Below are 11911 nucleotides of genomic sequence, written 5' to 3'. Positions count from 1 at the left end.
GGCTGCGCGCAGTGACGCTCCGCACTCTGGACTCACTGGGCTCCCTCGCAGGCAAGCGCGTCGTCGTCCGCTGCGATCTGAACGTCCCCCTGAAGGACGGAACGATCACGGACGACGGCCGCGTGCGCGCGTCGGTGCCCACGCTCCAGCGTCTGGTCTCCGAGGGCGCCCGAGTCGTGGTCGTGAGCCACCTCGGGCGCCCCGAGGGGAAGCCCGAGGCGAAGTACAGCCTCGCTCCCGTCGCCGCCCGCCTCGGCGAGCTGCTCGACGCTCCGGTGGCCTTCGCCGAGGACACCGTCGGGGAGGCGGCCTCGGCCGCCGTCGACGCCCTCGAGGACGGCCAGGTCGTCGTCCTCGAGAACCTCCGGTTCAACGCCGGCGAGACGAGCAAGGACGAGGCCGAGCGCCGCACCTTCGCCGAGAAGCTGGCCGCCTACGGCGACGCCTTCGTCTCCGACGGGTTCGGCGTCGTGCACCGCAAGCAGGCGAGCGTCTACGAGCTCGCCGAGCTTCTCCCCAGCGCCGCCGGCACGCTGATCGCGGCCGAGCTCGAGGTGCTGGAGCGGCTCACCGAGAAGCCCGAGCGCCCCTACGCGGTCGTCCTCGGCGGCTCGAAGGTCTCGGACAAGCTCGGCGTGATCGAGCACCTGCTCCCGAAGGTCGACTCGATCCTCATCGGCGGCGGAATGCTCTTCACCTTCCTCAAGGCCCAGGGCCACGAGGTCGGCGCCAGCCTGCTGGAGGCCGACCAGGTCGACACCGTGCTCGGCTACCTCGCGACGGCGAAGGAGCTGGGTGTGGAGATCGTCCTGCCGACGGACGTCGTCGTGGCGTCGGAGTTCGGCCCCGACGCCGAGCACCAGGTCGCCTCGGCCGACGCGATCGAGGGCACGCCCTTCGGTGAGAAGGGCCTCGGCCTGGACATCGGACCGGACACCGCCGCGCACTTCGCCGAGATCATCGCGGCGTCCAGGACGGTGTTCTGGAACGGCCCCATGGGCGTCTTCGAGCTCGAGCCGTTCGCGGCGGGCACCAAGACCGTCGCGCAGGCGCTCACCGAGGTCGACGGTCTCAGCGTCGTCGGCGGAGGCGACTCCGCCGCGGCTGTCCGCGCCCTCGGGTTCCGCGACGACCAGTTCGGCCACATCTCGACGGGAGGCGGAGCGAGCCTCGAATTCCTCGAGGGCAAGCGCCTCCCCGGACTGGAGGTCCTCGGATGGTAGACACCGCCGCCCGCACCCCGCTCATCGCCGGCAACTGGAAGATGAACCTGGACCACCTCCAGGCCATCGCCTTCGTGCAGAAGCTGGCGTGGAGCCTCAAGGACGCCGATCACGACTTCGACGGCGTCGAGGTCGCGGTGTTCCCGCCCTTCACGGACCTCCGGCCCGTGCAGATCCTCGTCGACTCGGACAAGCTGCCGCTCAAGTACGGCGCGCAGGACGTCTCGAAGTTCGACAGCGGCGCCTACACCGGTGAGATCTCGGGTCAGTTCCTGAAGCAGCTCGACTGCGACTACGTGATCGTCGGCCACTCGGAGCGTCGCACGCTCCACGGCGAGACGGACGCGGACATCGCCGCCAAGTCGGCCGCGGCCGTCAATCACGGCGTCGCTCCGATCATCTGCGTCGGCGAGACCGCGGAGGACCTCGAGAAGCACGGCCCGTCGGCCGTGCCGGTCGCCCAGCTGAAGGAGGCCCTCACCGGCCTCCCCGCGGACGCCGACCTCGTCGTCGCCTACGAGCCGGTCTGGGCCATCGGCTCCGGACAGGCCGCGACGCCCGAGCAGGCCCAGCAGGTCTGCAAGGCGCTCCGCGGAGTCGTCGCCGACGTCCTCGGCGCCGACACCGCCGCGAAGACCCGCATCCTCTACGGCGGCTCCGTGAAGTCCGGCAACATCGCCGGCTTCATGCGCGAGCCCGACGTCGACGGAGCACTCGTCGGAGGCGCCAGCCTCCAGGTCGACGAGTTCGCGGCGATCGCGCGATTCCGGAACCACGTCGGGGTCTGAGCTGCTGCGACGAGAGGGCGGGCCCATCGGGCCCGCCCTCTCGTCGTCCACGCCGCTCCCCGCGCGGCGTGGCGCGGTCGGCTTCGCGACGGGGCGCGGTTCCGGGAGCGGGATGCGTCCGGCTACGTCGATCCGCTGGAACGCGGATCACCGGTTCGCCTCGGAGATCCCACACCGGCTTCGCGCGTTGGCCGGTGCGGTGCTGTCGGCTCGTCGCGGGGTGCTCTCCGAGAGCGTGGCGCGTTCGGCTCGATCGGTCCGCTGGTACGTGGATCACAGGCTCGCGGTCCGGCGACTGAAGAGGTTGTCGAGGGCACCGCGACGAGGCCACCCGCTCCGCCCCTCGACGGACACTCGTATACATCGCCCCGAACACGGGACGACGCATTCCTCGCGGATTCGCAGGCGCCGTTATACTCGTCGGGGCGCGCAACGCGCCAGAACTTCGAAAGGTACCGCGTGGACATCCTCCAGGTCGTGCTCCAGGTCATCCTGGGCATCACGAGCCTCCTGCTCACCATGCTGATCCTGCTCCACAAGGGGCGCGGCGGCGGACTGTCCGACATGTTCGGGGGCGGAGTCACCTCCAACCTCGGCGCGTCGGGCGTCGCCGAGCGCAACCTGAACCGCATCACCGTGATCCTGGGCGTCGTCTGGCTGGCCTGCATCGTGGTGCTCGGACTCATCACCAAGTTCACCACCGGAGCATAGGGGTACTCGCAATGGCATCAGGCGGCAGTGCAATCCGCGGTTCGCGCGTCGGCGCAGGACCCATGGGCGAGCAGGACCGGGGCTTCCACGCGGAGCGCGTCGCGGTCTCCTACTGGGACGCTCTCGGCAACGAGACGGTGCGCCACTTCTCGGCGGCCCTCCCCGAGGACGAGATCCCCGAGGTGATCGACTCGCCGCAGTCCGGTCTCCCCGCTGGCCGCGACCGGGCGAACCCGCCGCAGGTCGCGAAGACCGAGCCCTACAAGACGCACCTCGCCTACGTGAAGGAGCGCCGCACCGAGGCCGAGGCGGCTCAGCTCCTCGAGGAGGCGCTGCAGCAGCTGCGCGCCCGACGAGGCACCGCGACCCCGTCCTGATCCTCACCGGACGACGAACGATGGAAGGCCCGCCCCCTCGGGGGACGGGCCTTCCGTCGTTTCCGGACCGTGCTCAGTAGCTCGGAGCGATGAGCGACTCGGGGACCTCGGCCGCTGCCTCCTGGTCGACGAAGAACACCGTGCGCTTGCGGCCGAACGCGCCCGACGCGGGCACCTCGTTCGTGCTGGCACCCGCGAGTGCGAGGCCCAGGGCCGAGGCCTTGTCGGCGCCGGCGAGCACCATCCAGATGCGGTCCGACTGGTTGATCAGCGGCAGCGTGAGGGTGAGGCGCTCGGGCGGCGGCTTCGGAGAGTTGCGGACGGCGAGGACGCCGGGCGTCGTGGAGCGGATCGCGGACCGCTCGGGGAACAGCGACGCGATGTGCCCGTCCGGCCCGACGCCGAGGAAGGTGATGTCGAAGCGCGGGTAGTCGCGCCCCTCGGAGGCGTGCTCGCGCAGCTCCGCGTCGTAGGCAGTGGCGGCGCCGTCGAGGTCCAGGCCCTCGTCCGAGGCCGGGTAGGAGTGCACGTTCGCCGCCGGCACATCGAGGACGCTGAAGAGGTCCCCGGCCTGGACGTCGTTGCGGTCCTCGTGGCCGCGGGGCACCCAGCGCTCGTCGCCCCACCAGAAGTGCACGCGCGACCAGTCCACGTTGCCGGCGGCGGAGGAGGAGCCGATCTCCTTGAGCGTGGCGGCTCCCATCGTCCCTCCGGTGAGCACGACGTTCGCCGAACCCAGGTCGTCGAGGACGTCGATCGTCTTGGTGAGGAACCGGGCGGCGACCGAGCCGGCGAGGGTCTGCTTGTCGCGGTGGACCAGCACGCGGCGTTCGGTGGTCATCTCAGGGGACTCCTTCGGGTTCGGGTGCCGATCGGCGGGGTTCGGCTCCGTGTCGGGAAGCTCTGAGGTGCGGGCGCCCTGGACGGGCGCCCACACCTCAGGAGGCGCTGCCAGCCTCGGCCTTCTCAGTGAGCATGTCGACCCCGCGCGAGATCACTTCACCGTACAGGTCATCCGGGTCGAGCCGGCGCAGCTCCTCCGCCAGGCAGTCCCGGAGGCTGCGGCGGGGGAGCGAGATGTCGTGAACCGGCTGATCGGGCTGCGTGAGCGTCGCGACGTTGGGCACCGAGCGCTCGAGCTCGATCACTCCGGAGTCGCGGATGAGCCGCACGCCGTGGATCCCGCTGGACCCGGTCGCGCTGATCGTGAGCTCGTGGTCGACGGGGATGTCGAGCTCGAGCTGCAGCCAGGCGGCGAGCAGGATCGTCGAGGGCGAGTCGGGCGCGCCCGAGACCTCGACGGCCGTGATCGGCTCGTAGGGCGGCTGGTCGAGCACGGCGGCGAGCTGCGCGCGCCAGAGGGTGAGGCGGGTCCAGGCGAAGTCGGTGTCGCCGGGGGCGTAGGTGGACGCGAGGTGGTGCAGCGCTTCCGCCGGGTTCGACTGGGCCGACGCGTCGGTGATCCGCCGAGTGGCGATCCGGCCGATCGGGGACGCGGAGGCGTTGTCCGGAGCGCTGTTCGGCCACCAGGCCACGACGGGGGCGTCGGGGAGGAGCAGGCCCGTGACCAGGCTCTCCTCGTCCTCGGCCGCGTCCCCGTAGGGACGGAGCACGACGACCTCGCTCGCGCCGGCGTCGCCTCCGACCCGGATCTGCGCGTCGACCCGCGCCGTCGCGTCGACCGGGACCGTGGTGGTGCCGTCGTCTTTCGAGACCACGATGACGCGCATCGGGTGCTCGCGGGACGCGTCGTTCGCGGCTTCGATGGCCTCCTCCTCGCGACCCCGGGAGGTCGCGATGATGAGGGTGAGGACGCGGCCGAGGGCGACGGCGCCGCCCTCCTCGCGGATCTTGACGAGGGCCTTCGAGACCTCGCTCGTCGTGGTGTCGGGCAGATCGACGATCATGGACGCCTCCAGGTGCGGCCGTCGCGGGCGAGGAGCTCGTCGGCGGAATCGGGGCCCCAAGTTCCGGGGCGGTACTGCTCGGGCTGGCCCTGCGTGGCCCAGAACTCCTCGATCGGGTCGAGGATCTTCCAGGACAGCTCGACCTCCTCGTGCCGGGGGAAGAGCGGCGGCTCGCCCAGGAGGACGTCGAGGATGAGGCGCTCGTACGCCTCAGGGCTCGCCTCGGTGAACGCGTGGCCGTAGCCGAAGTCCATCGTCACGTCGCGCACCTGCATGCCGGCGCCGGGCACCTTCGAGCCGAATCGCATGGTGACGCCCTCGTCGGGCTGGACCCGGATGACGAGCGCGTTCTGGCCCAGCGACGTGGTCTGGCTCTCGGCGAAGAGCTGCTTCGGTGCCCGCTTGAACACGACCGCGATCTCGGTGACGCGGCGGCCGAGGCGCTTGCCGGCCCGCAGGTAGAACGGCACGCCGGCCCAGCGTCGGGTGCCGATGTCCAGGCGCATGGCGGCATAGGTCTCGGTGGTCGAGGTGGGGCTCATGCCGTCCTCCTCGAGGAAGCCGAGCACCTTCTCGCCGCCCTGCCAGCCGCCGGCGTACTGTCCGCGGGCGGTAGAAGTGGAGAGGTCGGCGGGGAGGCGGACGGCCGCGAGGACCTTCTCCTTCTCCGCACGGAGGTCGGCCGCGTCGAACGAGATCGGCTCCTCCATGGCGGTCAGGGCGAGCAGCTGCAGCAGGTGGTTCTGGATGACGTCGCGCGCCGCTCCGATGCCGTCGTAGTAGCCCGCGCGCCCGCCCACGCCGATGTCCTCGGCCATGGTGATCTGCACGTGGTCGACGTAGTTCGAGTTCCAGAGCGGCTCGTACATCATGTTGGCGAAGCGGAGGGCCAGGATGTTCTGGACCGTCTCCTTGCCGAGGTAGTGGTCGATCCGGAAGACGGAGTCGGGCGGGAAGACCGACTCGACGACGTCGTTCAGCTCGCGGGCCGTCTTCAGGTCGCTGCCGAACGGCTTCTCGATGACGACGCGGCGCCACTGGCCGTCCTTCTGCTCGGCGAGGCCGGAGCTGCGCAGCTGCTCGGTGACCTGCGGGAAGGACTTCGGGGGGATCGAGAGGTAGAAGGCGAAGTTGCCGTTCGTGCCGCGCTCGCGGTCGAGGTCGTCGACGGTCGTCTTCAGGCGGGCGAACGCCTCGGGGTCGTCGAACTCGCCCTGCACGAACCGGATGCCCTGCGCGAGCTGCGCCCAGACCTCCTCGTGGAACTCGGTGCGGGCGTGCTTCTTCACGGAGTCGTGGACGACCTGCTCGAAGTCCTGGTCGTCCCAGTCGCGCCGGGCGAATCCGACGAGGGCGAAGCCGGGAGGCAGGAGGCCGCGGTTGGCGAGGTCGTAGACCGCGGGCATGAGCTTCTTGCGGGAGAGGTCGCCGGTCACGCCGAAGATGACGAGGCCGCTGGGCCCGGCGATCCGGTTCAACCGGCGGTCGAAGCTCAACCTCAGCGGGTTGAACTCGGGGGTGATGTCCACAGACATGTGCAGTGTCCTTCTGTGTGCCGGTGGGACCGGCGCACTGCTATCGGTGAGGGAGGGGGAGGAGCGGGCGGGCCCGGCTGCTGCCCCGGGAAGTGGTCGCGGGACGACCGCGGGCACGCCGCCGCGCGCTCGAGAGCGCAGCGGCGGCGTGCCCGTCGGATCAGGTGTTGAGGGCCTCGAAGAGCGCCTCGAGGTCGGCCTCGGGGTCGGTCAGCGTGAGGGTCAGCACCGGCCGGCCGTGCTCGGCGAGCACGCTCGCGTCGCCGGCGGCCTGCGCCAGGATGAGCTGGCCGAAGGTGAACGGGCTGTCCGGGATCTCGAGGTCCACGTCGGAGCGCTCGGTGATCTGGAGGAACACGCCGGTCGGCGCCCCGCCCTTGTGGTACTGCCCGGTCGAGTGCAGGAAGCGCGGGCCCCACCCGAAGGTGACGGGGCGCTGGGCCTGCGCGGCGAGGAGGTCGCGCACGCCCTCGAGCTGCGGGAGCGCGAGGCGGTCGACGTACGCCTGGATCGAGACGTAGCCGCCGTCGCCCAGCTGCGCGAGGAGGCGGTCGACAGCGGCGGCGACGGTCGAGACGCCCTCGGTGACGCTGCTGCTGCCGGTGACCTCGATGCCCGCGTCGGTGAACGCGGGCGCCTCGGGCTCGGGGCGCTTCTCCAGCAGGGCCCGGGTCGCGACCTTCGCCGACTCGACGTCGGGCTGGTCGAACGGGTTGATGCCCAGGAGGCGACCCGCGACGGCGACGGCGTACTCCCACGTCAGCATCTGAGCGCCGAGCGAGCCGGAGAGGAGGATCTCGCCCTCGTGGCGGTCGCGCGGGAACAGGTGCAGCGCCGTGGCGTCCTCGACCAGGCGGACGACCTGCACGTCGGGCAGGTCCTCCGAGAGCTCGGGGGCCAGCGTGCCGAGGACGACGGGGAGGATGCCCGTGCCGTCCTTGCCGGTGGACTCGGCGATGAGCTGCTCCGCCCAGTCGGCGAAGCCGACGATGTCGGTCCCGTCGGCGACGATCGCGAGCTTGTCGCGGCGCGGGCTGGTCGCGGCGATCGCCGCTCCGAGGATCAGGCCCGGGTTCTCGGGGGAGTCCACGGCGAGCCCGAGGGAGGCCTCGGCCGCCTCGTCGAGGAGGGCCTCGATGTCGGCGCCGGCGAGCCCGGACGGCACGAGGCCGAACGCGGAGAGCGCCGAGAAGCGCCCGCCGATGTTCGGGTCGGCGTTGAACACGCGGTAGCCGGCCTCGCGGGAGGAGGTGTCCAGGGGCGAGCCCGGGTCGGTCACGATGACGATGCGGTCGAGCGGATCGATGCCCGCCTCCGTGAACGCCTTCTCGTAGGCCTTCTTCTGGCTCGCGGTCTCGACGGTCGAGCCGGACTTCGAGGAGATGACGACCGCGGTCGACGCGAGCCGGTCGTTCAGGGCCGCGAGCACCTGGCCGGGCGCCGTCGAGTCGAGCACGGTGAGCTCGACGCCGGCGGTGCGGGTGATGACCTCGGGCGCGAGCGAGGAGCCGCCCATGCCGCCGAGGACAATGTGGTCGACGCCGTTGGCCTGGAACTCCTCGCGCAGGGCGAGGATCTGGGGGATCAGGGGGCGGGAGACGGTGGTCGACTCGGTCCACCCGAGGCGCTTGGCCGCCTCCTCCTCCGCCGCGGCGCCCCACAGGGTGGGGACCTGGGCGGTGATGCCGGACGCGACCTCGTCGGCGACGAGCTCCGGGACGACGCGGTCGACGGCCTTCTCGGCGTCTCCGCTGACGTGGATCTGGATGGCCATGATCAGGCCTGCGCCTTCGCGCCCTCGAGCGCCGCGGTGACGGTGTCGAGCAGCTCGTTCCAGGAGACGATGAACTTCTCCACGCCCTCCTTCTCGAGCAGCTCGGTGACGTCGGCGTACGAGACGCCCTGCGCCGCGACGGCGTCGAGGACGGCGTTCGCGTCGGCGTACGAGCCCGTGACGGTGTCGCCGGTGATGACGCCGTGGTCGAAGGTCGCCTCGAGGGTCTTCTCGGGCATCGTGTTGACCACGCCGGCCGCGACGAGCTCAGTCACGTAGAGGGTGTCGGGGAGGTCGGTCGACTTGACGCCGGTCGAGGCCCAGAGGGGGCGCTGGCGGTTGGCGCCGGACTCCTGGAGCAGCAGGGCGCGCTCGGTGGCGAACGCCTCGACGAAGACCTCGTAGGCCAGCTGCGCGTTGGCGACGCCGGACTTGCTCTTGAGGGCGCGGGCCTCGTCGGTGCCGACGGCCTCGAGGCGCTTGTCGATCTCGGTGTCGACGCGCGAGACGAAGAACGAGGCGACGGAGTGGATGGTCGACAGGTCGATGCCGGCGTCCTTGGCCTTCTCGAGGCCGGCCAGGTACGCGTTGATGACGGCGCGGTAGCGGGCGAGCGAGAAGATCAGGGTGACGTTCACCGAGATGCCGGAGCCGATGACCTCCGTGATGGCCTCGAGGCCCTCGACGGTCGCGGGGATCTTGATCATCGCGTTGGGGCGGTCGACCTTGGCCCAGAGGGCCTTGGCCTGCTCGATGGTGCCCTGGGCGTCGTGCGCCAGGCCGGGCTCGACCTCGATCGACACGCGGCCGTCGTAGCCGTTGGTCGCGTCGTAGATCGGGCGGAAGATGTCGGACGCCGCGGCGACGTCGTCGGTGGTGATCTCGAAGACGGCGTCGGTCACCGAGGTGCCGGCGGAGGCGAGCTCGCGCACCTGGGCGTCGTAGGACTCGCCGTTGGTCAGGGCCGCGGCGAAGATCGTGGGGTTCGTGGTGACTCCGACGACGTTCTTCTCCTCGATGAGCTTCTGCAGCCCTCCGGTGGAGATGCGCGAGCGGGAGAGGTCGTCGAGCCAGATGCTGACGCCGGCGGCGGAGAGCTCTGCGGTGGGGGTGTTCTCGGTCATGTCTCTTCTTCTTCTGCGTAGGTGGTGCGTGGTGTGAGGGGGAGCCGCTGCTCCGACGGCGAAGGCCGCGTCCGTGGTGGACGCGGCCTTCGGGTCAGGAGGCTGCGAGCGACTCCTTGGCGGCGGACAGTGCCGCCTCGGTGGTGATCCCGAACTCGCGGAACAGGGTCTTGTAGTCGGCCGAGGCGCCGAAGTGCTCGATCGAGACGGAGCGGCCGGCGTCGCCGACGTACTTCTGCCAGCCCAGGCTCAGGCCGGCCTCGATCGAGACGCGCGCCTTCACCGAGGAGGGCAGGACCTTCTCGCGGTACTCGGCGTCCTGCTCCTCGAACCACTCGAGGGACGGAGCCGAGACGACGCGGGCGTTGACGCCCTCGCTCCTCAGGGCCTCGCGCGCCTCGACGGCGATCTGGACCTCGGAGCCGGTCGCGATGAAGATCACGTCCGGGGTGCCGCCCGGCGCCTCGGCCAGGATGTAGGCACCGCGGGCGACGTTCGCGGCGGAGGCGAAGGTCTCGCCCTCCGCGTCGCCCTCGCCGCGCTCGAACACCGGGATGTTCTGACGGGTGAGCGCGAGGCCGGCGGGGCCCTCGCGGCGCTCGAGGATGGTCTTCCAGGCGTAGGCGACCTCGTTCGCGTCGCCGGGGCGGACGACGTCCAGGCCCGGGATCGCGCGGAGGGTCGACAGCTGCTCGACCGGCTGGTGCGTCGGGCCGTCCTCGCCGAGCGCCACGGAGTCGTGGGTCCAGACGTAGATGGCCGGCGCCTTCATGAGCGCGGCGAGACGGACCGCCGGGCGCATGTAGTCGGAGAAGATCAGGAAGGTGCCGCCGAAGGGGCGGGTGTTGCCGTGCAGGACGATCCCGTTGAGGATCGCGCCCATGGCGTGCTCGCGGATGCCGAAGTGCAGCACGCGGCCGCCCTTCTTCCCGGTCCACTCGTGGGTCGAGAACTCCGTCGGGACGAAGGAGCCGGCTCCCTCGATCGTCGTGTTGTTCGACTCGGCGAGGTCGGCGGAGCCGCCCCACAGCTCGGGGATCACGCCGGCGAGGGCGTTGATGACCTTGCCGGACGCGGCGCGGGTCGAGACCTCCTTGCCGGGCTCGAAGACGGGGAGCGCCTCCTGGACGCCCTCGGGCAGCTCGCCCGAGAGGACCCGGTCGAGCAGCTCCTTCTTCTCGGGATTCGCGGACGCCCAGGCGGCGAGCTGCTCGTCCCACTCGGCGTGCTGGGCCTGGCCGCGCTCGACGGCCTTGCGGGTGTGCTCGATGACCTCGTCGGCGACGTCGAAGGTCTTCTCGGGGTCGAAGCCGAGCACCTCCTTGAGTCCGCGGAGCTCGTCGGCGCCCAGGGCGGAGCCGTGGATCTTGCCGGTGTTCTGCTTCTTCGGCGACGGCCAGCCGATGATGGTGCGCAGGATGATGAGCGACGGCTTGTCGGTCTCGCCCTTCGCGGCCTCGATCGCGGCGTGCAGCTCGGCGACGTCCTCGTGGTACTCGCCGGTCTTCTTCCAGTCGACGACCTGGACCTGCCAGTCGTAGGCCTCGTAGCGCGCCTTGACGTCCTCGGTGAAGGCGATGTTGGTGTCGTCCTCGATCGAGATCTGGTTGGAGTCGTAGATGACGACCAGGTTGCCGAGCTTCTGGTGGCCGGCCAGCGAGGAGGCCTCGCTGGTGACGCCCTCCTGCAGGTCGCCGTCGCCGGCGATCACGTAGACGAAGTGGTCGAACGGGGAGGTGCCCGCGGCGGCCTCCGGGTCGAACAGCTCGCGCTCGAAGCGCGAGGCGTAGGCGAAGCCCACGGCGGAGGCGAGGCCCTGGCCGAGCGGCCCGGTGGTGATCTCGACGCCGTCGGTGTGGCCGTACTCCGGGTGGCCCGGGGTCTTCGAGCCCCAGGTGCGCAGCGCCTTGAGGTCGTCGAGCTCGAGTCCGTAGCCGCCCAGGTAGAACTGGACGTACTGGGTCAGCGAGGAGTGGCCGACCGACAGGATGAACCGGTCGCGGCCGATCCAGGTCGCGTCGGACGGATCGCGGCGCATGACCTTCTGGAACAGGAGGTAGGCGGCGGGCGCGAGGCTCATGGCGGTTCCGGGATGGCCGTTGCCGACCTTCTCGACCGCATCCGCGGCGAGAACCCTCGCCGTGTCGACTGCCTTCTCGTCAATGGATTCCCATTGCAGTTCTGACACTTGGTACTGACCCTTCTCGAGACGTGGGGCAGACGGGGACCGTCCGCCCTCTCGCATGGTGGAGCACGCCGCATGACGACTTCGACACGATGCTCCGGCGACGGCCCTCTCGGCCCCGTGCCGACGATCGTCGGGCGGGCTCGGGTGCGTGCCGGGCGCTCTGGCGAGCAGTCCCGAGTATACGGAGGGGGGTGCGCCGCTGACCGGGGGTTGCGTGGTCGCATATGTCTGCGTCCGATTGGACAAGCGTGCACGCCGGGCCCGGCTCCCGGACGGGCGCATTA

The 11911-nt window shown here is 70.8% G+C and carries 10 protein-coding genes; 4 read left to right on the top strand and 6 right to left on the bottom strand.

Going from position 1 to position 11911, the window contains the following annotated elements:
* Positions 1–11 precede the first annotated feature (11 nt).
* The 4 genes from C5C46_RS00635 (at position 12) to C5C46_RS00620 (ending at position 3099) form a co-directional block, all read left to right on the top strand.
* Positions 12–1223, top strand: a complete 1212-nt coding sequence (locus C5C46_RS00635; protein WP_104221911.1) for a phosphoglycerate kinase — start codon at positions 12–14, stop codon at positions 1221–1223.
* Complete coding sequence (gene tpiA, locus C5C46_RS00630) at positions 1217–2011, top strand: triose-phosphate isomerase (protein ID WP_104221913.1); 795 nt, start codon at positions 1217–1219, stop codon at positions 2009–2011. Before C5C46_RS00635 ends, tpiA begins: the two co-directional genes overlap by 7 nt.
* 459 nt (positions 2012–2470) lie before the next feature.
* Positions 2471–2722 carry a preprotein translocase subunit SecG gene (secG, locus tag C5C46_RS00625; protein WP_104221915.1) on the top strand — a complete coding sequence of 84 codons (252 nt, stop codon included), beginning with the start codon at positions 2471–2473 and terminating at the stop codon, positions 2720–2722.
* An 11-nt stretch (positions 2723–2733) separates the two neighbouring features.
* Positions 2734–3099 carry an RNA polymerase-binding protein RbpA gene (locus tag C5C46_RS00620; RefSeq protein WP_055791968.1) on the top strand — a complete coding sequence of 122 codons (366 nt, stop codon included), beginning with the start codon at positions 2734–2736 and terminating at the stop codon, positions 3097–3099.
* 73 nt (positions 3100–3172) lie between these two features.
* On the opposite strand, the gene pgl is transcribed toward C5C46_RS00620, so the two are convergent.
* From pgl to tkt, 6 genes are all read right to left on the bottom strand, one after another.
* Positions 3173–3940: a 6-phosphogluconolactonase gene (gene pgl, locus C5C46_RS00615; protein WP_104225295.1), complete on the bottom strand. Its 768-nt coding sequence runs from the start codon at positions 3938–3940 to the stop codon at positions 3173–3175.
* A 97-nt stretch (positions 3941–4037) separates the two neighbouring features.
* Positions 4038–5006 carry a glucose-6-phosphate dehydrogenase assembly protein OpcA gene (locus C5C46_RS00610; protein WP_104225294.1) on the bottom strand — a complete coding sequence of 323 codons (969 nt, stop codon included), beginning with the start codon at positions 5004–5006 and terminating at the stop codon, positions 4038–4040.
* Positions 5003–6541 (bottom strand): glucose-6-phosphate dehydrogenase, encoded by a 1539-nt coding sequence (gene zwf, locus C5C46_RS00605; protein WP_104225293.1) that lies wholly within the window; start codon positions 6539–6541, stop codon positions 5003–5005. Before zwf ends, C5C46_RS00610 begins: the two co-directional genes overlap by 4 nt.
* A gap of 160 nt (positions 6542–6701) precedes the next feature.
* The gene (locus tag C5C46_RS00600) at positions 6702–8315 is read right to left on the bottom strand and encodes a glucose-6-phosphate isomerase (protein WP_104225292.1); all 1614 of its coding nucleotides are present in this window, start codon (positions 8313–8315) and stop codon (positions 6702–6704) included.
* Between the two features lie 2 nt (positions 8316–8317).
* Complete coding sequence (gene tal / locus C5C46_RS00595; RefSeq protein ID WP_104221924.1) at positions 8318–9439, bottom strand: transaldolase; 1122 nt, start codon at positions 9437–9439, stop codon at positions 8318–8320.
* 94 nt (positions 9440–9533) lie between these two features.
* The gene (tkt, locus tag C5C46_RS00590) at positions 9534–11627 is read right to left on the bottom strand and encodes a transketolase (RefSeq protein ID WP_104225291.1); all 2094 of its coding nucleotides are present in this window, start codon (positions 11625–11627) and stop codon (positions 9534–9536) included.
* Between the last annotated feature and the right edge of the window lie 284 nt (positions 11628–11911).

This window comes from Rathayibacter sp. AY1E6, from assembly GCF_002931115.1.
In the GTDB taxonomy this organism is placed as follows: domain Bacteria; phylum Actinomycetota; class Actinomycetes; order Actinomycetales; family Microbacteriaceae; genus Rathayibacter.
The sequence above is the reverse complement of the archived record's forward strand: the minus strand, read 5'-3'. Positions and strand labels throughout refer to the sequence as shown.